17 protein-coding genes and 1 pseudogene are annotated in these 21143 nt (G+C 71.4%); 13 read left to right on the forward strand and 5 right to left on the reverse strand.

Annotated features, from left to right (window positions below; all coding sequences use genetic code 11):
• Positions 1-73: 73 nt before the first annotated feature.
• From ACWD0A_RS02770 to ACWD0A_RS02780, 3 genes are all read right to left on the reverse strand, one after another.
• The gene (locus tag ACWD0A_RS02770) at positions 74-520 is read right to left on the reverse strand and encodes a universal stress protein (protein ID WP_451293915.1); all 447 of its coding nucleotides are present in this window, start codon (positions 518-520) and stop codon (positions 74-76) included.
• Positions 521-591: 71 nt separating this feature from the next.
• Positions 592-1215, reverse strand: a complete 624-nt coding sequence (locus ACWD0A_RS02775; protein WP_451293917.1) for an FMN reductase — start codon at positions 1213-1215, stop codon at positions 592-594.
• Positions 1212-2339, reverse strand: a complete 1128-nt coding sequence (locus tag ACWD0A_RS02780) for an LLM class flavin-dependent oxidoreductase (RefSeq protein ID WP_451293919.1) — start codon at positions 2337-2339, stop codon at positions 1212-1214. The genes ACWD0A_RS02775 and ACWD0A_RS02780 overlap by 4 nt, the downstream gene beginning before the upstream one ends.
• Positions 2340-2487: 148 nt before the next feature.
• On the opposite strand from ACWD0A_RS02780, the pseudogene ACWD0A_RS02785 reads away from it, so the two are divergent.
• Positions 2488-2619 (forward strand): annotated as a pseudogene (locus tag ACWD0A_RS02785) (DUF6126 family protein); the annotation flags it as partial.
• A 39-nt stretch (positions 2620-2658) separates the two neighbouring features.
• On the opposite strand, the gene ACWD0A_RS02790 reads toward ACWD0A_RS02785, so the two are convergent.
• A complete protein-coding gene (locus tag ACWD0A_RS02790) occupies positions 2659-3447 on the reverse strand; it encodes a bestrophin-like domain (RefSeq protein ID WP_451293921.1) in 789 nt (262 codons plus the stop codon).
• 46 nt (positions 3448-3493) lie between these two features.
• The gene (locus ACWD0A_RS02795) at positions 3494-4135 is read right to left on the reverse strand and encodes a hypothetical protein (RefSeq protein WP_451293923.1); all 642 of its coding nucleotides are present in this window, start codon (positions 4133-4135) and stop codon (positions 3494-3496) included.
• 192 nt (positions 4136-4327) lie between these two features.
• On the opposite strand from ACWD0A_RS02795, the gene ACWD0A_RS02800 reads away from it, so the two are divergent.
• The 12 genes from ACWD0A_RS02800 (at position 4328) to ACWD0A_RS02855 (ending at position 21136) form a co-directional block, all read left to right on the forward strand.
• Positions 4328-6370 (forward strand): FAD-dependent oxidoreductase, encoded by a 2043-nt coding sequence (locus ACWD0A_RS02800; protein ID WP_451293925.1) that lies wholly within the window; start codon positions 4328-4330, stop codon positions 6368-6370.
• A gap of 185 nt (positions 6371-6555) precedes the next feature.
• The gene (locus ACWD0A_RS02805; protein WP_451293927.1) at positions 6556-7437 is read left to right on the forward strand and encodes a septum formation family protein; all 882 of its coding nucleotides are present in this window, start codon (positions 6556-6558) and stop codon (positions 7435-7437) included.
• A 75-nt stretch (positions 7438-7512) separates the two neighbouring features.
• Complete coding sequence (locus ACWD0A_RS02810) at positions 7513-8070, forward strand: PadR family transcriptional regulator (RefSeq protein WP_451293929.1); 558 nt, start codon at positions 7513-7515, stop codon at positions 8068-8070.
• 104 nt (positions 8071-8174) lie between these two features.
• Positions 8175-8507, forward strand: a complete 333-nt coding sequence (locus ACWD0A_RS02815) for a hypothetical protein (RefSeq protein ID WP_451293931.1) — start codon at positions 8175-8177, stop codon at positions 8505-8507.
• Positions 8501-9856 carry a type VII secretion integral membrane protein EccD gene (gene eccD / locus ACWD0A_RS02820; protein WP_451293933.1) on the forward strand — a complete coding sequence of 452 codons (1356 nt, stop codon included), beginning with the start codon at positions 8501-8503 and terminating at the stop codon, positions 9854-9856. Before ACWD0A_RS02815 ends, eccD begins: the two co-directional genes overlap by 7 nt.
• A gap of 52 nt (positions 9857-9908) precedes the next feature.
• Complete coding sequence (locus tag ACWD0A_RS02825; RefSeq protein WP_451293935.1) at positions 9909-11270, forward strand: MinD/ParA family protein; 1362 nt, start codon at positions 9909-9911, stop codon at positions 11268-11270.
• 13 nt (positions 11271-11283) lie between these two features.
• The gene (gene eccCa / locus ACWD0A_RS02830; protein ID WP_451293937.1) at positions 11284-15258 is read left to right on the forward strand and encodes a type VII secretion protein EccCa; all 3975 of its coding nucleotides are present in this window, start codon (positions 11284-11286) and stop codon (positions 15256-15258) included.
• Between the two features lie 72 nt (positions 15259-15330).
• Positions 15331-16749 (forward strand): DUF6177 family protein, encoded by a 1419-nt coding sequence (locus ACWD0A_RS02835; RefSeq protein WP_451293938.1) that lies wholly within the window; start codon positions 15331-15333, stop codon positions 16747-16749.
• Positions 16750-16888: 139 nt separating this feature from the next.
• Positions 16889-17224 (forward strand): hypothetical protein, encoded by a 336-nt coding sequence (locus ACWD0A_RS02840; protein WP_307714460.1) that lies wholly within the window; start codon positions 16889-16891, stop codon positions 17222-17224.
• 55 nt (positions 17225-17279) lie between these two features.
• Positions 17280-17588, forward strand: a complete 309-nt coding sequence (locus tag ACWD0A_RS02845) for a pore-forming ESAT-6 family protein (RefSeq protein ID WP_307714459.1) — start codon at positions 17280-17282, stop codon at positions 17586-17588.
• 105 nt (positions 17589-17693) lie between these two features.
• The gene (locus ACWD0A_RS02850; protein WP_451293940.1) at positions 17694-18122 is read left to right on the forward strand and encodes a DUF6507 family protein; all 429 of its coding nucleotides are present in this window, start codon (positions 17694-17696) and stop codon (positions 18120-18122) included.
• On the forward strand, positions 18119-21136 hold the full coding sequence (locus tag ACWD0A_RS02855) for a hypothetical protein (RefSeq protein WP_451293942.1): 3018 nt from the start codon (positions 18119-18121) through the stop codon (positions 21134-21136). Before ACWD0A_RS02850 ends, ACWD0A_RS02855 begins: the two co-directional genes overlap by 4 nt.
• The last annotated feature ends 7 nt before the right edge of the window (positions 21137-21143 follow it).

The following is a 21143-nucleotide window of genomic DNA, read 5'->3' on the forward strand; positions in this document are numbered from 1 at the left end:
GGAAGGGCGAGCCCCCGCCGGGCCCGCCCGACCGGGAAGCCCGTCAGGTGGGCCCGTGCACCGGGAGCTCCCGTCAGGGCGTGTCCGCCTCGCCCCGCACCACCACGACCGGGCAGGGGGCGTGCTGGGTGAGATGGAGCCCGACGGAGCCGAGCAGCGCCGCCTTGAACCCGCTGTACCCGCGGTCCCCCACGACCAGCAGTGTCGCCCCTTCGGCGCGCTCCATCAGGGCCTGCGCCGGGTTGCCGATGAGAACCTTCCGCGTGATCGCGGCCGCGGCCTCGGCGCCGATGGTCTGCTCCAGCGTGTCGTCGAGGATCCTGCCCGCCATCGCCTCCGGGTCGAAGTCGGCGGGCAGGGCGGGCACCATGGCCGCCCAGCCCGCCGCCGGGTACTCCCAGCTGATGACGGCTTCCAGGGGCTCACCCGTGAGCCCGGCCTGTCGCACCGCCCAGCGCAGTGCCCGGACGGACGGCTCGGAGCCGTCCACCCCTACGACGATCCTGCCCGCCTTCGCCATTCCGCCACCTCCGTGGTTCATGAGCCCGAACTCGGTTCAAGCCTACGGATAACCACCGAAGGAGCCCAGAACTATGCAAACAGGTCGGCGGTGACCGCCTCCTCCGGCGCGCCCTGGGCCGGGACGCCGGCCGCCGGAGCCAGCATGCGGGCCAGCTCGCGCCCGGCCCGCGCGATGCGGTCCGGCAGCGTGGCGGTGAGCGCGTCGCCCGTGCCGCCCCAGTCCTCCGACGCCGCGTACACCGCCGTCGGCGCGACCACGGTCCGCAGGTAGGCGAACAGCGGACGCAGGGCGTGCTCCAGCACCAGCGAGTGCCGGGCCGTCCCTCCGGTCGCCGCGATCAGGACGGGCTTGCCGCCGAGGGCGTCGGGCTCGATCAGGTCGAAGAAGGACTTGAACAGCCCGCTGTACGAGGCCGTGAACACCGGCGTGACGGCTATCAGGGCGTCGGCCCCCGTCACCGCCTCGATCGCCTCCTCGAGCGCGGGCGCGGGGAAGCCCGTCACGAAGTTGTTGGCGATCGGCACGGCCAGGTCGCGCAGCTCCACCACGCGGACCTCCACCGGACGTCCGCTGCCCGCGAGTTCGCGGCGTACGGACTCGGTGAGCCGGTCGGCGAGCAGCCGCGTGGACGACGGCACGCTCAGCCCGGCGGAGACGACGACGAGGTTCAGCGGCTCGGCAGTGTGCGTCATGACGACTCCTTCGTGTCCCGGACGTCCGCGCTGCGGGCGTCCGTTTCCTGGGCGTCGCGGGCGGCGACGGCGGGGTGCAGCGGCGCGGTCTCGGGCACTCCGGCCGGCCGCAGGCGGGCGAACTCCTTGCGCAGCACCGGCACGACTTCCTCGCCGAGGATGTCGAGCTGCTCCAGCACCGTCTTCAGCGGAAGCCCGGCGTGGTCCATCAGGAACAGCTGGCGCTGGTAGTCGCCGACCGCGTCGCGGAAGCCGAGCGTGCGCTCGATGACCTGCTGCGGGGAGCCGACGGTCAGCGGCGTCTGCTCGGTGAAGTCCTCCAGCGACGGGCCGTGGCCGTAGACCGGCGCGTTGTCGAAGTAGGGGCGGAACTCCCTGACAGCCTCCTGCGAGTTGCGGCGCATGAACACCTGGCCGCCGAGCCCGACGATCGCCTGCTCGGGCGTGCCGTGCCCGTAGTGCGCGTAGCGCTCGCGGTAGAGCGCGACCATCTTCCTGGTGTGGGACATGGGCCAGAAGATGTTGTTGTGGAAGAAGCCGTCGCCGTAGTACGCGGCCTGCTCGGCGATCTCGGGGGAGCGGATCGAGCCGTGCCAGACGAACGGCGGCACGCCGTCCAGCGGGCGCGGGGTCGCGGTGAAGCCCTGCAGCGGCGTGCGGAACTTCCCCTCCCAGTCGACCACGTCCTCCCTCCACAGCCTGTGGAGGAGCGCGTAGTTCTCGAGGGCGAGCGGGATGCCCTGGCGGATGTCCTGCCCGAACCACGGATAGACCGGGCCGGTGTTGCCGCGGCCCATCATGAGGTCGACGCGCCCGTCGGCGATGTGCTGGAGGTAGGCGTAGTCCTCGGCGATCTTCACCGGGTCGTTGGTGGTGATCAGCGTGGTCGAGGTGGACAGGACCAGCCGGTCGGTCCTGGCCGCGAGGTGCCCGAGGAGGGTGGTGGGGGACGACGGCACGAAGGGCGGGTTGTGGTGCTCTCCTGTCGCGAAGACGTCCAGGCCGACCTCCTCCGCCTTCTCGGCGATGGCGATCGTGGCCTTGATCCGCTCGTGCTCGCTCGGCGTACGGCCGGTGGTCGGGTCGGTCGTGACGTCCCCGACCGTGAAGATGCCGAACTGCATGGGGGCTCACCTCTCGGGCTGGTGGTTGAATGTTTAACTATAGCCCCTCAACCAAGGCCCTCCGGTCCGTATTCCGCCCCGGCCGCCCCACCCCCGTAGCCTGTCCCGTGGCCCCGCCCGGGACCGGACCCGAGGACCGGAGGCTGCCGTGGGCGGGCACGAGAGCGAGGAGTGGAAGGAGCGCGGCGTGGCGCTGCGCGTCTTCGTGTACGTGTTCGCGACCCACCTCTTCGCGGGTTTCGTGTGGCTCCTCTTCTACGTCGGCGAGCACGCGCAGAAGTGGCCACGCCGCCGGGCCCGCGGCGCGACGCCTGCCGGGTCAGCCGGTGCCGGCCGCGCCCGGGAAGAGCTGGCGGAAGGCGTCCGCCGATTCGGTGCCGGACCGCCCGAACGGCGCGTCGAAGTCCCACACCAGGAACAGCAGGAACGCGATCAGCGCGCTGAAGACCCCCGCCAGCAGCAGTTCACGGAACGAGCGGCCGATCTGCATCGTGAAGATCAGCCCGACGGTGACGACGGCCCCGCTGATCAGGCCGAACCAGACGATGCCCGGCAGCGTCTCCTCGGCGCCCGAGGCCCGGGCGTTGCGCGCGTCCTCTGCGGCGGCCACCTGGTCGAGCATCGGCTGGTACGCCTGCGCCTCCAGCTCGTTCGCCGGCTCGCGCTCCGCGACCCCGGTGCGCACGGTGGCCAGCAGCTCCGTCCCGCGCGGCGACAGCTCCTCCTCGTCGATCATCCGCGGCCACTCCTCCCGCACCACCTCCGAGACGTAGGCGTCGACGTTCGTCCGCAGCCGCTCCCGGAAGTCGGCCGGGTACACCTGGGCGCGCTGGGTGACCTCGTGCAGCGCCTGGGCCTCGGCGCGCACGGCGTCCTGGGCCGCCCCGCGGGCCTCCCAGACCCCGGCGATGGCGAGGCCGAGCACGATCGCGTACACGACGCCGACCATCATCACCATGTACTCGAGGACGTCGGGCGTCTGCTGCGTCCCGGCCTCCTCCATGCCGTCCGCGGCGTCCCGCGTCCCGCGCCGGCCGAGGAGCGTGACGACGAGGACGACGGCGCATGCGGCCGCCGTCACGGTGGCGAGGACCAGCCATTCGGACATGGGGATCTCCCGGGGGGTGTGGTGAGGGCGTGGGGCGGAAGCGAACTCAGGCGCGGCCGCGCCGTGCGCCGGAACCGGAACGGGGGCGCAGCATGGCCGCGGCGAGCACGGCCGGGGTCGTGGTCACCAGCATCAGCACGGTGAGGGGGGTGCCGTCGGCCTCGGGGCCCCGGGAGGCGGGCCGGTAGGTGCGGATGGCGGCCGCCGGAGCCCGCGGCGGGGCGGAGGCGGGCGGTTCGGCCGCGGGCGGCGGGTCGTCGGGCGGCGGGGCCGGTTGGGCAGGGGGTGGCGACGACGGCTCAGGCGCAGGCGCAGGCGGGGGTGCGGACGGGGGTGCGGGCACGGGCGGTTCGGGGGCCGGCGGTTCCGGTGCGGAGGGCGGCTCGGGCGGCTCGTGAGCAGGGGGCTGCGGGGGCGGTGGCACGGGAGGGGCGGTCGATGGCGGGAGGCAGACCCCGACGTCGATCGTCACGCCGAGGCCGATCCCCACCGGTCCCGGAAGGGACACGGACACCGAGAGGGCCGGTGGCGGCCGATCCGCTTGCGCCTGCCGTTCGGGCGCGGACGCCGATACCCCGGCCCGCTCCGATCCGCTGGGGTCCTCGGACGCGGAGGTGCCGATGCCGACCCCCTGCGTGCCGAGAACCGCGACGATCCCGAGTGCGCTCACCTGCTGCCAACCCGCCACGGCGGACACGGTAGAGGCCGGAACGCGGTCGTATGCCCCAGATCACCCGTATGGCTGATGAAAGCACTTTTTCGACCGCGGGGATGATCGCGTTCGGCCGAGCGTGACCGAGTTCATTTTGCACTTTGTTGCAAAAGACTCCGGAGGGCGGCTAGAACTTGAACCGACCAGCCCGCGCGAGGAGGCGCCCCGATGAGTACGAGCACTGCACGGCCGACCCCGTACCCGCATCTGCTGAGCCCGCTCGACCTCGGGTTCACGACGCTGCCCAACCGGGTACTGATGGGCTCCATGCACGTCGGCCTCGAAGAGGCCGAGAACGGCTTCGAGCGCATGGCCGCCTTCTACGCCGAGCGCGCCCGCGGCGGCGTCGGCCTGATCGTCACCGGCGGCATCGCGCCGAACGACCGCGGCCGCCCCTACGAGGGCGGTGCCAAGCTCACCACCGAGGACGAGGCCGCCCGGCACCGGGTCGTCACCGACGCCGTGCACGCCGAGGGCGGCCGGATCGCCATGCAGATCCTGCACTTCGGCCGGTACGCCTACCACCAGGACCTCGTCGCCCCGAGCGCGATCCAGGCCCCGATCAGCCCGTTCGTCCCGCACGAACTCACCGACGCGGAGATCGAGGAGACGATCGAGGACTTCGTCCGCGCGGCCGTCCTCGCCAGGTCCGCCGGGTACGACGGCGTCGAGATCATGGGCTCCGAGGGCTACTTCATCAACGAGTTCATCGCGAGCGCCACCAACCACCGCACCGACCGCTGGGGCGGCTCGTACGAGAACCGCGTCCGGCTGCCCCTGGAGATCATCCGCCGCACCCGCGAGGCCGTCGGCGCCGACTTCATCCTGATCTACCGGCTCTCCATGCTCGACCTGGTGCCCGGCGGCTCCTCGCTCGACGAGGTGATCACGCTCGCCAAGGCCGTGGAGGCCGCCGGTGTCACGATCATCAACACCGGCATCGGCTGGCACGAGGCCCGTATCCCCACCATCGCGACCTCGGTGCCGCGCGGCGCCTACACCTGGGTCACCAAGAAGCTGATGGGCGCGGTGTCCGTCCCGCTGGTGACCAGCAACCGCATCAACACCCCCGAGGTGGCCGAGCAGTTGCTCGCCGACGGGCGCGCGGACATGGTCTCGATGGCACGGCCGTTCCTCGCCGACCCCGCGTTCGTGGCCAAGGCGCAGGCCGGCCGGCCCGAGACCATCAACACCTGCATCGGCTGCAATCAGGCCTGCCTCGACCACACGTTCAGCCTGAAGATCACCTCCTGCCTGGTGAATCCGCGCGCGTGCCACGAGACCGAACTCGTCCTCGCCCCCACCCGGCTGAAGAAGCGCGTCGCCGTCGTCGGGGCCGGACCCGCCGGACTGGCCTGCGCCGTCTCCGCCGCCGAACGCGGCCACGCCGTCACCCTGTTCGACGCGGCCGACGAGATCGGCGGCCAGCTGAACATCGCCAAGCGCGTCCCGGGCAAGCAGGAGTTCGACGAGACCCTGCGCTACTTCCGCACCCAGCTGGCCGAGCGCGGTGTCGAGGTGCGCCTCGGCGCCCGTGTCGCCGCCGCCGACCTGTCGGCCGACGACTACGACGAGGTCGTGGTCGCCACCGGAGTGACCCCGCGCGTCCCCGAGATCGCGGGCATCGACCACCCGAGCGTCGTCAGCTACCTCGATGTGCTGCGCGACGGCGCGCCGGTCGGCGAGCGCGTCGCGGTCGTCGGCGCGGGCGGCATCGGCTTCGACGTGGCCGAGTACCTCACCGACGGCGGCGAGGGCGCGAGCCTGGACGCGGAGACGTACTTCCGCCAGTGGGGCGTCGACACCGCGTACGCCGGGCCCGGTGGCCTCACCGCGCCGAAGCGCCCCGCGCCGCCGCGCACGGTGCACCTGCTCCAGCGCAAGACGAGCAAGGTCGGCGCCGGACTCGGCAAGACGACCGGCTGGATCCACCGCACCGAGCTCAAGCACCGCGGGGTGACGATGACGGCCGGCGTGACGTACGAGCGGATCGACGACGAGGGCCTGCACATCACGGTCGACGGCGCATCCTCCGTGCTGCCGGTCGACACGGTGGTGCTGTGCACCGGACAGGAGCCCCAGCGTTCGCTGTACGACGAGCTGACCGCCGCCGGCCGTACGGTCCACCTCATCGGCGGCGCGGACGTGGCGGCCGAGCTGGACGCGAAGCGCGCCATCGACCAGGGCACCCGGCTCGCCGCCGCCCTGTGACAACGGGTCCCCGTCGGCCTCGGCGAGGGGCCGACGGGGAGTCATGACCTCGGTGCGGCGACCGGGAGGCGAGACGTTCGCGGACGCCTCCCGGGCCGCCCGCACTCGTGCCCACAGCCCGGTCACAGGGGTGGCATACGATGCGCACGACATTCATAAGACTTCCGTAAGAGGATGTACGCGTCATGGCAGTCCGCACCCCCTCCCGTTCCCTGCGCGGCATATCCGCCGTCGTCGCCCTGCTCGCGGCCGGCGCCGTGGGGTGCTCGGACGTCGTCGAGAGCGCCAAGGAGGGCGCCGAGAAGGTGGCGCGCCAGCGGTCGGTGTTCCAGCTCAACCCCGGGGACTGCTACAACCCGAACAGCAAGGCGGTCGAGGGCGAGGCGGTCACCATCGAGATGGTGCCCTGCGGCGAGCCGCACCAGGGGCAGGTCGTCGGCGAGTTCACGCTCGACGACGAGAAGGCGTTCCCCGGCAACGAGGCGATCTGGGCGATCGCCGACGAGCGGTGCCCGGCCGTGGCGGCGAAGTTCGCCCCGGACACCTGGGCGCTCCCCAAGGGCGTCGAGATCTTCTACTACACGCCCACGCAGGAGAGCTGGTCGACCGGCGACCGCGCCGTGAGCTGCTCCTACACCAAGGAGAAGGGCACCTTGACCGGCTCGCTGAAGACCGCGGGCACCGCAGGGTCCGAGCAGGCCGCGTACCTCAAGGGTGCGAACGCCGTCTACGACGCGCTGTGGAACAACCAGCCCGAGGCGGAGAGCGTCGAGGACGACCTCGCCGGCTACAAGGCGCAGGCCAAGGCCGTCGCCGCCGCCCTCGACGCGCACGTCAAGGGCCTTCAGGGCATCGAGGGCGCGGAGACCGGCAAGCTCCGCGCGCAGCTGGAGAAGACCGCCGGCCACTGGAGCAAGGCCGCGAACGCCGCCGACTCCGACGCGTTCTACCTCTCCTACGACCCTGCCTTCACCGGTCTCGACCCGAACAAGACGGTCGCCGCCCGCAAGGAACTGGGCCTGGCCACCACCGTCCCGGCCGACGAGGCCGAGGTCTGGGCGGGCTGACGCCCCGCGGAGCGCGCCCGGCCCGGGGCCGGGCGCGCGGCATTCCCCGGGCGGGGCGCGTCCTACGATGCGGCCATGTCCCTGCCCCACGCGATCCTCACGGCCCTGCTCGAAAAGCCCTCGTCGGGCCTGGAGCTGACGCGCCGGTTCGACCGGTCGATCGGCTACTTCTGGTCGGCGACCCACCAGCAGATCTATCGCGAGCTGGGAAAACTGGAGCAGGCCGGCCACATCAGGGCACTGCCCTCGGCGCAGCCGACCCGCGGCCAGAAGAAGGAGTACGAGGTCCTGCCCGCGGGCCGCGAGGAACTGGCCGCCTGGACGGCCCGCCCCGAGGACCCGAAGACCGTACGAGACCCCCTGCTGCTGCGCCTGCGCGCGGCGGCGGTGGTCGGCGGCGCGGGCCTGGAGGAGGAACTCGTCCGCCACCGGGAGCTGCACCGGGCCCAGTTGGCCGCCTACGAGGAGATCGAGGCGCGCGACTTCCCGCCGGAGCGCCGGATCACCCAGGAGGACCGGCTGCGTCATGTCGTCCTGCGGGCGGGCATCGAGCTGGAGACGTTCTGGACGAAGTGGCTGACGGACACGCTGACCGAGCTCGCGCCGGACCGGCACCGGCCCGGGCGGCCGTAACTGCGGGGACAGACCCGGTTGGTGGGGTGGCGGAGGACCGCCCCTGGCGCGTACCGCCTGTCGAGCCATGCTTTATGTTGCAGAGGCGAGACAAGGGGGATGCGATGTCGCGGGACTACGACAGCCAGCTGCTGGAGTCGGTGGCGGTACGCCGACGCAGAATGCGGGACGCGCTGCTGTTCGGTGCGGGGCGGGCGCGGCGTACGGCGGACGAGCGGCTCGGGAAGATGTTCGCCGGCATCGCCATAGCGGCTGTCCTGTGCGCGGGGTGCATCGGATGGTCCTTCCTGCAGCACACTCTGGCGAAGCAGAAGGCCGAGCAGCAAAAGCAGCAACTCCAGGAGCAGCAGTACCAGCGACCGGCGACCTCGACGGAAACAGCGGAACCGGAGAAGTCCGCCGAATCCGCCGCGATGATAGGTTCACACAAGTGGTGAGCACCGCAGCGAGCTCCCGGGTGCAGTTGAGCAGGGTGACCCTGGTCGGCGAGCGGCGCCGGGCCGACATCGTCCTGCCGTCCGACACCCCGATCGGTCAACTGCTCCCGGACATTCTGCAGTTGCTCGATGATCGAGCAGCATCGCGCCCGCTCACACGGCAGTTGATCACCCCCGACGGCTCGGCGCTGCCGCACGACAGCACGCTCGCTTCGGCGGAGGTTGCCGACGGCGCCGTGCTCCGGCTCGTCCGTGCCCACTCCGCGCCACCTGCGTCCGTGGTGCACGACGTCACCGACCAGGTGGCCGACGACCTCGACCTCCAGGCATGGCGCTGGCGTCCTGCGGCGCGGCGCGTGGCAGCGGGCGTGGCGACCGTCGCCTTCGCCGTGATCGCCGCGGTGCTCGCCCGTCGTGAGTTCCCGCTCGACGGCCTGGCCGGTGCTCTCATCGCCACCACGCTCGTCCTTTCTGCCGCCGGTGCGCTCGTCGCCCGGATCGGTCAGGGCAATCGGGGCCTGGCGACAGCGCTCCTGCTCGCCGCAGGCGGGCTCGGCATCCTCACCGCGTGGACCGCCGCCGACGCCTACGCCTGGCCGGGGACCGCACGTCTCGCCGCAGTGGCGGGTGCGCTCGTCCTGATGCTGGCGCTGCTCGGCTACTTCTCGCCGCTCGGCCGCGGCGGTCTCATCGGCGCCATGGCCACGGCCGCGATCACCGGAGTGTGGGAGGCCGTTGCCGTCGTCCAGGGCGACCCGGCCCGGCTCGGAGCGGTCATGGCCGTCTTCTCCGTGGTGCTGCTCGGCATGCTTCCGCGGCTCGCCCTGATGGCATCGGGGCTCACCGCACTCGACGACCGCCGCTCGGGCGGCGCCTCCGTCAGTCGCCACCAGGTCGGCAACGCGCTCGCGGCCACACACCGCGGCCTTGCCCTCGCCACGATGGCCACCGCGGTCTCGGCGGCTGCCGGCGGCTGGCTGCTGACCCTGGCCGAGAGGCCGACAGTATGGACGGTGTCGCTGGCGTCGGTCGTCGCCGTGGTGCTCCTGTCGAGAGCGCGGGCCTTTCCGCTGGTCGCGGAGGTCGTGGCGCTCTTCGCAGCTGCAGCGGCCCTGGCCGTACGTCTCGTGATGCTGTGGTTGCAGCATGCCGGTGGTGCAGGGCCGCTCGTCGTGCTGTGCGCGGCCGCGGTGCTGCCGCTGCTCGTCCTGGCGGTCCAGCCACCCGAGCACGTGCGGGTCAGGCTGCGGCGCATGGCCGATCTGGTCGAATCCATCGGTGTGGTGGGCCTTTTCCCGCTCGCCGTCGGCGTGTTCGGTGTGTACGGGCAGCTGCTCAACAAGTTCTGAGTGACACGCAGGCGCTCCGCGCGGGGCAGTACGGCGGACAAGAAGGGCAGGCATGCCGAACGGAGACAACTGGCAGGGCGATGTGCTGCGCGACCTCAGGGGCGGCGCACCGCAGAGTGCGCCGGCCGCAGGTGGGCAGGCGGCCCCCGGCACCCCTGGGGGTACCGCCTCGCAGCAGGGTGCCCCCGTGCAGAGCCCCGCCCCCGGGGTCCCGCCGCAGGGCGCGCCCGTGCCCGGCCCGGCCGCCGCCGCGCAGGGCGCCCAGGCGCCGTATGCAGTCCCTGGCGCAGGTGCGCCTCAGCAGGCCGGTCCCGCGTACCCGCCGGGCCGGCAGGCTGGTCCCGCGTACTCGCCGGGTCCGCAGGCCGGACCCCAGGGGCAGGGACCGCCGGCAGGCCACCAGGGCGGCGGGCCGCACCAGCCCGGCCATCACGCCCCGGCGCAGCCGGCCCCAGCCCCCACCCGGTACGCCCCGGCCGGCCAAGGCCCCCGTACCCCCGACTCGCGCCCCGTCGTCGACAGAGACCTGGCCGCTGCCGGACGGGGGCCCCGCCGAGGCGAGTCCTTCGCCGCCCGCGCCGTCCGCGCCGTACGCCGGACCGTCACGTCGTCGGCCGCCCGCGAGGTCGCGGAGATCACGCGTACCGCGGAGATGCTCCAGCAGCCGGTGACGACCGGCCGGCAGATAGCCGTCGTCTCCATACGCGGCGGTGCCGGCAAGTCGACCGTCACCGCCCTGCTCGGCACCACCTACGCCCATTACCGGCAGGACCCCGTTCTCATCGTCGAGGCCGATCCCGCGCTCGGCTCGCTGCCGCTGCGGCTCGGTGCGGAGACGCTGCGCTGGACCACCGGTGACCTCGCGGGCATCGTCGAACCCCAGATGTCGCTGCTCGACGTCACCGGCTACCTCGTCCAACTCCCCGACAACGCCTGGCTGCTGCCCGGCAGTCAGGGCCAGATCGGTGCGATGCTCGACACGCGGGCGTACGAGCGGGTCATGGTCGCGCTGCGACGCTACTTCGGTGTGACGGTCGTCGACTGCGAGACGCTGCCCGCCGAGGTCGCCCGCGTCGCCCTGTCCGCCGCCCAGGCCCGCGTCCTGACCGCGCCCGCCACCCTGGAAGGCGTCACCAGCACCTATTCGGTGCTCCAGTGGATGCAGGGGCTGCCCCCGCATCTGATCGCCGGCACGGTCGTGGTGCTGACCGAACTGGTGCCGCACCCCGGGCTCGACGTCGACAAGGCCGCCCGGAAGCTCGAGTCCACCGGCGCGCGCGTCCATGTCCTGCCCTACGACCGGCACTTGGCGGCCGGCGGCAGGATCCGTACCGACATGCTCGCCCGTGGGACACGGCAGGCAGCCACACGTCTGGCCGCCGCCGTCTTCCAGCTCTCCCAGAAGCGTCATTGAACGACGGACGACGATGAGTACCCGACTGATACACCGCCCGGCCCGGACCACCCGGCCCCCGGCCGCCTCCACGGCGCGCACCATCGAAGCCCCGCCCAACCTTCCCGAGGGGAAGGCCGGCAACATCGCGATGTCACTGCTGCCTGTCGCCGGTGTCATGTCGTCCGTCGTGATGATGACGGTCGTCCGCAACAGCCAGTTCGCCGCGCTCGGCGCGATCATCCTGGTCGTCACCATCGTCGGTTCCGTGGTGCTTGTCTTCTCCCAGCGCGGCAAGGCCCAGCGCACCCGCCGCACCCAGCGTGAGGCGTACCTCGCCTATCTGGAGGAACTGCGCGAGGAGCTGTCCGCGGAGGAACGCGAGCGCCGCGAGCGCGCCGACGTGCTCAACCCGCCGCCGCACGCGCTGTACGACATCCTCCGCGACCCGGCGCGCCTGTGGGAGCGCCGCCGTGCCGACGGCGACTTCCTGCGGGTGCGCGTCGGCACCGGGGAGATGCCGGTTCGCGATCTGCAGATCGCCGAACAGGGCTCGTCCGTCCTCACACCGCCCGACCGCTTCATGCTCAACGAGGCGTCCGCACTCACCACCCGTTTCCGCACCGGCACCGAACTCCCGCTCACCGTCCCCCTCGACCGTGTCGGCAACGTCACCGTCATCGGCCCCCGCGAGGACTGCCTGCGCGTCGCCCGTGCCCTGCTCGTCCAGACCGCCGCGATGCACGCTCCCGACGACGTGGCCATCGCGATCGCCGCACCCGGCGATCGGCTCGGCGACTGGGAGTGGGCCAAGTGGATGCCGCATCTGCTGGACACCGAGCAGTTCGACGGTCCCGTCGCCGCCCGCCGCATCGCCCCCTCCACGCCCCAGCTCGCCCGGCAGATCGGACCCGAGCTGCGCCGCCGCGCCTCCTACGCAGCAGAGGTGCGGCGCGGCCTGGCGGGCAAGGATGCCCTGACCATGAACTCCCGGCTGCTGGTCGTCACCGACGGGCACGGCGAGGACGCCGTCGACCTGCCGCGCCCCGACGAGGCGGTCGGCCTGCGCGAGATGGGCGTCACCGTCCTCCATCTGCTCGAGCAGCGGATCCAGGAGCCGGGTCACGTCGGCGTACGGATCACCGTCGACGGCGACCAGGTGTTCATCGAGGATCTGCGCGGAGAGGAACCGATCAGCGCCCACGGGACCGTGGACGAGGTCGGCATCGCCTTCGCCGAGGGCCTGGCGCGGATGCTGGCGCCGCTGCGGCTCTCCGCCGAGTCCCTCGTGGACGCCCCGCTGTCCGGGCCCGTCGACTTCGCCGACCTGCTCGGCATCGACGACGTGGCCCGGCTCGACCTGGAGCACCTGTGGGCGCCGCGCGGCGAGCGTGCCTTCCTGCGCGTCCCCATCGGCATCAGCGACGCCCGCGAGCCGGTGCTCCTGGACCTGAAGGAGTCGTCCGAGCTCGGCATGGGCCCCCACGGACTGTGCGTCGGCGCCACCGGATCCGGAAAATCGGAACTGCTGCGCACCCTCGTCCTCGCGCTGGTGGCCACCCACCCGCCGGAGGACCTGGCCCTCGTCCTCGTCGACTACAAGGGCGGCGCCACCTTCGCCCCCTTCGCCGATCTCCCGCACGTCGCCGGTGTCATCACCAACCTGGAGAACCAGGCCGGCCTCGTCGAACGCGTCCACGCCTCCCTCGCCGGCGAGGTCAAGCGCCGCCAGCAGGTCCTCAAGGACGCCGGTAACGTGGCGGACATCGGAGACTACGCGGCGCTGCGCGCCGAGAAGCGCCCCGACCTCGACCCGTTGCCGCACCTGTTCGTCGTCATCGACGAGTTCGGCGAACTCCTCACCGCCAAGCCGGACTTCATCGACCTGTTCCTGTCCATCGGCCGGATCGGCCGCTCCATCGGTGTGCACCTGCTGCTGTCCAGCCAGCGCATCGAGGGCGGCAAGCTCAAGGGGCTGGACACCTATCTCTCGTACCGGCTCGGCCTGCGCACCTTCTCCGCCGACGAGTCCCGTACCGTCCTCGACACCGCGGACGCCTTCCATCTGCCGCCGCTGCCCGGTTTCGGCTACCTCAAGGTCGACACCAGCCACTACGAACGCTTCAAGGCGAGCTACGTCTCCGGCGCCTACCGCGGACCGGTGCGGCGCGTCGAGGACGAGGACACCGGGCCCCTCGCCCTCGAGTACGAGGCGTACAACACGCTCGGGGCACCGGACAGTTCGGCGCCCCAGGAGCAGACGACGCGCCGCCGCGAGACCGGCCCCACCGAGATGGGCGTCATGGTCGACCAGCTGACGGGTGCAGCCGCTCCGGTGCGCCGCATCTGGCTCCCCCCGCTGCCCACCGCGATCGCCCTGGACCAGGTCGCCGGCCCGCTCGACGTCGGCGCGCGCGGCATGCAGCTCGCCAAGCGCAAGGGCGCGCTGTCGGTGCCGCTCGGACTGCTCGACGACCCGACCAAGCAGTGGCAGGGCGAGTGGTTCCTCGACCTCACCGTGGCGGGCGGACACGCGGCCGTCATCGGCGGCCCGCAGTCCGGCAAGACGACCCTCCTGCGCACCCTCGTCCTGTCCCTGGCGCTGACCCACACCCCGCAGGAGGTCGGCATCTACGGCCTCGACCTGGTCGGCGGCGGACTCCAGGCCCTCGCGGGCCTGCCGCACGTCGGCGGCATCGCGGGCCGCGCCGACCGCGAACGCGCGGCACGGACCGTGGAAGAGGTACGGAACATGCTCGCCCTGCGCGAGGACCTCTTCCGGGAGCACGGCATCGACTCCGTCGACCAGCTGCGCACCCTGCACGCGGCCGGCCGGCTGCCCGAACTGGCATCGGCCGAGATCATCCTCGTCATCGACGGCTTCGGTGCGCTGCGCGACGACTTCGACGAACTCGACGACGCCGTCGTCGACATCCTCAAGCGCGGCGGCGGCTACGGCATCCACGTCGTCGCCGGCATGCTCCGCTGGAACGACGTCCGTATCGCCGCTCAGTCGAACTTCGGCACCCGTGTCGAACTGCGCCTGAACGACCCGAGCGAGTCGAGCATCGACCGCAAGCTCGCCGAGACCCTGTCACCGGACGAGCCCGGCCGGGTACTCACCGACGGCAAGCTCTTCGCACAGGTCGCGCTGCCCCGCACCGACACCCTGGCCGATGCCTCGGAGCTCGGCGCCGTCCTGGAACGCACCGCACGCTCCGTCCGCGCCACCTGGAACGGCGACGTCGCCCAGCCCGTACGGGTTCTGCCGCACGTCCTGGAGCCGCACGTGCTGCCCGGCCCGGCTGCTGAGCCGCGCAAGGTGCCGATCGGCCTCGACCAGACCGCGCTCGAGCCCGTCATGCTCGATCTGTTCGGGCACGACCAGCACCTACTGGTCATGGGTGACAGCGAATGCGGCAAGACGAATCTGCTGCGGACGATCGCCGACGGACTCATCGACCGGTACGGCGAGGACGAGCTGGTCTTCGCCATCATGGACCCGAGGCGCAGCCTGCGCGGCGCGATCCCCGAGGAGTTCAACGGCGGCTACGCGTACAACGCCAAGCTGTGCGCGGGCCTCTCCGCGGGCATCGCCGGCGAACTGGACAAGCGGCTGCCCGACGAGAGCGCACGCCTGGAGGACCTGGAGCCGGGCAGCTGGGGCAGCGGTCCGCGGATCGTGGTCCTCGTCGACGACTACGACGTGCTGACCACGGCGGGCCAGTCGCCGCTCAGCCCCTTCCTGCCGTACATTCCGTCCGCGGTCGACATCGGTCTCCACTTCGTGCTGACCCGCCGCGTCGCGGGCGCGTCGCGCGGCATGTACGAGCCGCTGGTGCAGGGCCTGCGCGAATCGGGGGCCTCTGCTGTGCTGATGGCGGGCGACCGCAGCGAGGGCCAGCTGTTCCCCGGTGTGTACGCCTCCCAGCAGCCCGCGGGACGCGGCGTTTTCCTTCGAAGGGGCCAGCCGAACCGCCTGATCCAGACCGTGTACACCGGCCGGTGACTGCACCTGTTGTCGAAAAGCGGCACAAGGCCCTGAAGGATCACCCATGACGAGGAACCGGACGAGCACCCCATGACCAAGGACGTCATAGCCCTCACCCAGCGGATGCCCGACCCCGCCGCCATGCTCGCGGGACTGCTCGCGGGAGGCCCCGACAAGCTCGTGGGCGCTCGGGGCGACGGTGCCGTCGTCCAGCTCTGCGACGCGGAGGGAAGGCCCTTCGTCTCCGTCGAGTCCCCGATGCTCGTGCAGGTCCCGGGCGAGGCGGAGCGCCTGCTCGGGGCCACGGCGCCGGAGGTCCCGTACTGGTGGACCGAGGCCCGGGCCACCACGGGCATCGCCGAGGCCGAACGGCTGGCAGGCACCTTCGCGGCCCGGCTCGTCTCGCTGCTCGGCGGCTCCGCCCATCCGCCGGAGGCCGCGCGCTCCCTCGCGGTGGTGGAAAGCGACGGCGCGGGTCTGGTGCCCGTACCGGCCGCGGCGCAGCCCGCCGTCGACGTGCTGACGGACAGGGTCGCCGTGGTCATCCAGGACCGCCCGGTGGTCGCGATGACGGCTTGGCTGGCCGACGCGTTCCGTGCCGCGGCCGACGCGGGTCTCGGCCTGCAGATCGTCAGTCCCGCGGGGACCACCCTCTCGCCGGCTGTGCGCAACGCTCTGCCCGGCTGGCCGTCGCGCTGGGTCGTGCAGGACGAGCGGGACGGCTACTACGACGGCCTGTCCGGCGCCGTACTGCGCTGGCAGGACGGACTGTTCGCGCCGGTCGAGGCGGCCGACTCGACCCCCGACGACCGGCGGGCAGAGGTGGCCGACGCCTACGAGGAGGTCACGGAGACCGGCGAGCGCCAGCTGGCTCTGTCGTTCCGCACGGTTCACCCCGCCGACGACCGCCTGGTGCTCGGCGGCGCGCTGGAGACGGTGTGGCGGGAGCTCACCGGCGAACCGCCCGCCGGCTGGGGCACCGCGGAGCCCGCGAACCTGCCGTGGTCACCGCGCCGGCTCACCGATGTGGCCTACGAACGGGCGCCCGAGCCGACCTGGGTCGTGGTGGTCGGAAGCCCGTCCCGGCCTGCCCTGGCCACGGTTCGGATCAGCCGCACGACGGCGGGCGTCGAAGAGGACATCGCGCTCGCGTTCGGCTACGGATCCGACGAGGAACCTCCACTGGACGCCCTGCCCCGGGCCGCGGAGGCGCTCGCCACGCGGCATCGCCTGCAGTCGATGCTCGTTCAACTCCGCAAAGCCCGCCGCGACCTGGCGGTGCCGCCGAGCTTCGAGGGACCGGGTGTCCCGGTGGCCTTCGTCCTCGGCGCGGAGGAGGTCCGGCAGATTCCCGGCGACCGCGCCCGTAAGACACCGCAGTCCGAGCGGCCCGTCCAGCTCGGTCCCCGTACCCGCCCGGCGCTTTACTACCCGTTGCCCGGTGACCCGTCGGACCTGTCGGGGTGGCAGGACTTCGATCGGCTGATGCGCCATCTGAAGGGCGAGTAAGGCTATTTGCGCCTTCGTGACGGGAACCGGTCTGTCTCTGTCGTGGGTTGGTCACAGTGACGCGATTGAGGATGCGGATGTGTCATAGGGGTTGCCTAGAATGGCACTTGTACGATCATCCGTCTGACGGGGGAGTCTGATGAAGTTCGACATGGGGGCGCAGGTCCTGTCGACCCTGAAGTCGCAGTCGCAGGGGTCCAGTACGGACCTGGGGCTGTTGATCCGTCAGCTCATCCAGGCGGCGCAGCCGCTGGAGGGCAAGTTCCACGGTTCGGGCAAGGTGGCGTTCGACCTGTTCAAGTCACGTGCGGACGAGATCACGGCGGCGCTGAACGGTTCGCTGGCGGCGATTCTGGGCGGTCAGGCGGGCATGGACGCGGCGTTCGGCACCGGCACCCAGGAGCAGGGTGAGAACGCGAACACGCAGATGGCGTCCGCGAACTTCGACCTGGCGCGGTTCTCGGGCCGTTCCTGACCCGACGGCCGGCTGAAGTGCTCGGTTCCGAATCTTCTACGGGGAGTGGTGTGTGATGGCTGGTGAGGACCGCCGTGCGTACGACACGGGTGCGTCGTCGGAGGCGCAGGGCAACATCCAGGCGGTGATCGCCCGCCTGGAGCAGGTCATTCAGGCGCGTGACACGCAGGTGAAGAACGCGATGAAGGACTTCCAGGCGGACGGCGTGGCGGACGACTACCACGCCAAGGAACTGCGGTGGAACAACACCTCGCAAGAGGTTCGCAACATCATCCAGTTGCTGAAGACGACGCTGGAGAAGAACGACGTGACGGCGCAGCAGACGATCCAGCGCGCGAAGGCAGCTGTCGACAACATCGGCTGACGTGCAGGGGGGCTCGCCCGCAGGTGAACCGTTCCAGCGGGCGCAGGTCTTCGTGTGTCTTCTTCGTGGTGCAGTTGGCGGTTCGGGTTGTGCAGGGGGACGTTCATGACGGCGTGGGACATCAAGCCGCAGGGAGTTCAGGGCCAGTTGAAGCTCACCGGCACACGTGCCGGCGAGCTCGAGAAGGCCTTGACGAACATGGGCACGCACATGTCGGCGGCGGCACAGGCTGCGGGCACGGCGGTGCCGGGCTCGGCGGCCGAGACACCCTTGCACGGGCCGACAGCAACCGGGAAGCCCCTGACGCAGAAGGCGATGGGGCCGGTGGCCGCGGCACTGAGCGAGTTCCTGAAGGAGCGCGGCAAGGACCTCGACGCCATGGGCAAGCGGATCCAGGCCGCCGTCCTGGGTGCCGCCAAGGCCACCAGCGAATACGTCGAGGGCGACCTGCAGTCCGCCAAGGAGGCCCAGGACGCCGCCAAGTCGGTGCGTCTCGATCTGCTCAAGAAGGACATGCCCGGGGGGGACAAGTGAGCAACGCACCGGTCGACCCGGCGGAGATACCCGTCTTCACGGGCAGTCTCGAAGAGCTGGACAAGGCGGTCAAGGACCTGTCCGGGGACGGTGCCGAGATCGTGACCGCCGCCGGCGACGTGCACACCACGTTCGGCGGGCTGCGCGCGTTCTACCAGGCGCCGGAGGCGGAGCAGCTGTTCGCGGTGACGCAGCCGGTCAAGGACAAGGCCGCGACCTTGAGTTCGGACCTCGGTACCGTCGCAGGCGCACTGGGCACCTACGCCAGTGACATCCGTCCGCTGGTGCAGCAGCTCAAGGACCTCAAGCGGGAGGCCGAGGCGTTCCGCACCAAAGTCGCGGACGACGACAAGTGGCGCGAGGACGGCGATCTGATCGAGGAGAACCTCGAGCGCCGCAACAAGATCGCCGAGGTGTGGACGCAGTTCCAGGAGGCGGAACGCGCCTGCCACAACAAGATCGTCGCCTTGGTCAACGGTGATCCGCTCAAGGTGAACGACGGCTCCAACGGAGAGGGCATGTACGGCTACGACGCCGAGGCCCTCAAGCAGGCCAAGAGCCTGCCCTGGGGCGATGCCGTCGAGGAGTCCACTCCGTGGTGGCAGGTGTGGGAGCACGCCGGGGACTTCGTGGAGGGCTTCTTCGTCGACGGAGTGTGGGGCACGGTCAAGGGCCTGGGCACGCTGGTCGGCTTCGACGGCTGGGACGCGGCGGGCCAGGCGTGGGTCGGCCTGGGCAAGCTGGCGACCGGCCTCGCGCTCTCCCTCAGCCCCGGGACCGCCATCTGGCTCTGGACGGCCGACGAGAAGGATCTGCCGTCCTGGATCCGGGACTCGCGTACGGCGATGAAGGAGACGGGCAAGGCGCTGCTGGCCTGGGACCAGTGGGACGCGCACCCGGGCCGGGCCGCGGGTGCGGTCACGTTCAACGTGCTGACGACGGTCTTCACGGGCGGCACCGGCGGCGCGGTGGCGGGTGCCGGCAAGGCGGGCGCGGCGGCGAAGGTCCTGTCAGTGGCGGGCAAGGCGGGCCGGGCCCTCGACCCGACGACGTACATCTTCAAGGGCGCGGGTGCGGGCCTGTCGAAGATCAGCGATGTGATGGCCGGGCTCAAGGGCATGGGCAAGATCGAGTTCCCGCCGATCCCGGAGGGCGCGATCGCGCTGCCGGAGGGCTCGTTCAAGCTCCCGGACGGCACGCTGCACCTGCCGGAGGGCGCGGCGGTCCCGGAGGGCGCGTTCGAGGTCCCGGCCGGGACGGTCCGCCTCCCGGAGGGCACCCCGATCCCCGCGGGCGCGGTCGACTTCGGCGACGGCATGGTGAAGCTCCCCGAGGGCACCCCTGCCCCGACGGGCTCCCTGCCGGTACCCGAAGGCGCGATCAAGGTCCCGGAGGGCACAACGGCGCTGCCGGAGGGCACGGCCAAGGTGACCGACCCGTTCGACGGCTCGGTGTCGTACTTCGACAAGGACGGCAACCTGCTGGCGGCGGACGGCACGGTCAAGCAGACCGTCGAGCAGGCGCACAAGGAAGGGTCGCCCGCGGTGTCCAACCCGACGTCGGGAGCGGACAACCCACCGGTGCGCACCCCGGCCGAAGTGCCGGCCATGGCGGGCGTGGGCGCGCGCGGCGGCGACGACGGGGTCCGCCTCGGCAGCGACCTGGGCGACGTCGGCCGGGTGGGCGACGAGGCCCCGGGCGGCGGGGCCTTCGACCGTACGCCGGGCGGCGGGGCGAACAACCTGCCCACCGGCCAGGCCGGCAACAACCTGCCGGGCGGCGGAGCGGGCAACAACCTGCCGACGAACAGCTTGGACAACGGGGTGGGCGGCGCGGGCCGCTCGGGTGACACCACCCCGACCACGGGCAGCGGCGGCACGCCGCCGGGCGGAAACCTCGGCGACAACGCGGTCCCGGGTCCCCGCACGGAGACGCCGGGCACGGCCGGCGCCGGCCGCGATGTGCCGGGCGGCTCGACAGCGGACAACGGTGTTCCAGGCGGGCCCGCTCCGGACAACGGTGCGGGAGGCGGTTCCGGGCACGCGGAGACGCCGGGTGCTGGTGGCGTGGACGACGCGGCGCGCAGCGCTGAGGACGCGGCACACCGTGCGGAGTACGAGGCTGCCCGCGAGAAGCCCGCTGACGAGCGGACTCCCGCAGAACGGGCGGCGATCACTCGCGAGCACGTCCGGCTGGCCAACGAGGATCCGGTCTGGCGCGCGGAGCACTACGACAAGTGGGGGCCAGGCAAGCGCAACGATGCCGAGGAAATGGTCGACGGCCAGCTGCTGCCGAAGCTTGTCGAGAAGCCAGGGGGCGGTTGGATGGCCGCCGACGACCTGCCCTACGCCAACCCGGAGCAGTACCACGTAAACCCCATGAACAGGGGCCGGGACACGGTTACTCCGGATAACCTCAATCACCTCGACGAGGTTTCGGGCAATCGCGTGGCAGGCATGGACCTGGCCGCCGCGGAGAAGGCCTACAAGGCCAACCCGACTGATGAGACCGCGAAGGCGCTCGCCGACGCGCAGGAGCACTTCAACAAGACGGTCGGCGAAGGCGTCTCCAACAACACCAAGCTCGGCGAGGCCCTCGGCGAGGAGGCCGCACGCCGGCACATGCTTCTGCAGAAGGAATTCGAAGGGGCCAGGGAGATCACCGATCTTCCGGACACTCCCAACGGCTCGAAGAGGTTCGACCAGCTCTGGCGTGACAAAGACGGAAACCTCATCATCGTCGAGGCAAAAGGCCCAAATGGGACGCTCGATTGGCGCCAGGGCAACGGTGCTCGAGACAGCGGCACCATGGTGAAACAGGGAACCATTGAGTACGTCCGCACGATCCTGGCCGACATGGACGAGCGCGCGCTCACCTCACCGAAGGACGCCAAGTATGCCAAGGAGATACGAGCGGCTATCAAGAACAAGACGCTGCGGTACGTCCTTGTTCAGGCTGTCGAAAACAACGGTAAGTATGCTGGGGCCGGGCTCAAGCACTTCAAAATCTTCTAAGGAGAAA

The sequence above is a fragment of the Streptomyces sp. NPDC002867 genome (assembly GCF_053591895.1).

Bases quoted from the DNA above. Each gene is read 5' to 3' on its own strand.
- ACWD0A_RS02770 (WP_451293915.1), bottom strand. From the start codon at position 520: ATGGCGAAGGCGGGCAGGATCGTCGTAGGGGTGGACGGCTCCGAGCCG.
- ACWD0A_RS02775 (WP_451293917.1), bottom strand. From the start codon at position 1,215: ATGACGCACACTGCCGAGCCGCTGAACCTCGTCGTCGTCTCCGCCGGG.
- ACWD0A_RS02780 (WP_451293919.1), bottom strand. From the start codon at position 2,339: ATGCAGTTCGGCATCTTCACGGTCGGGGACGTCACGACCGACCCGACC.
- ACWD0A_RS02790 (WP_451293921.1), bottom strand. From the start codon at position 3,447: ATGTCCGAATGGCTGGTCCTCGCCACCGTGACGGCGGCCGCATGCGCC.
- ACWD0A_RS02800 (WP_451293925.1), top strand. From the start codon at position 4,328: ATGAGTACGAGCACTGCACGGCCGACCCCGTACCCGCATCTGCTGAGC.
- ACWD0A_RS02805 (WP_451293927.1), top strand. From the start codon at position 6,556: ATGGCAGTCCGCACCCCCTCCCGTTCCCTGCGCGGCATATCCGCCGTC.
- ACWD0A_RS02810 (WP_451293929.1), top strand. From the start codon at position 7,513: ATGTCCCTGCCCCACGCGATCCTCACGGCCCTGCTCGAAAAGCCCTCG.
- ACWD0A_RS02815 (WP_451293931.1), top strand. From the start codon at position 8,175: ATGTCGCGGGACTACGACAGCCAGCTGCTGGAGTCGGTGGCGGTACGC.
- ACWD0A_RS02825 (WP_451293935.1), top strand. From the start codon at position 9,909: ATGCCGAACGGAGACAACTGGCAGGGCGATGTGCTGCGCGACCTCAGG.
- eccCa (WP_451293937.1), top strand. From the start codon at position 11,284: ATGAGTACCCGACTGATACACCGCCCGGCCCGGACCACCCGGCCCCCG.
- ACWD0A_RS02835 (WP_451293938.1), top strand. From the start codon at position 15,331: ATGACCAAGGACGTCATAGCCCTCACCCAGCGGATGCCCGACCCCGCC.
- ACWD0A_RS02840 (WP_307714460.1), top strand. From the start codon at position 16,889: ATGAAGTTCGACATGGGGGCGCAGGTCCTGTCGACCCTGAAGTCGCAG.
- ACWD0A_RS02845 (WP_307714459.1), top strand. From the start codon at position 17,280: ATGGCTGGTGAGGACCGCCGTGCGTACGACACGGGTGCGTCGTCGGAG.
- ACWD0A_RS02850 (WP_451293940.1), top strand. From the start codon at position 17,694: ATGACGGCGTGGGACATCAAGCCGCAGGGAGTTCAGGGCCAGTTGAAG.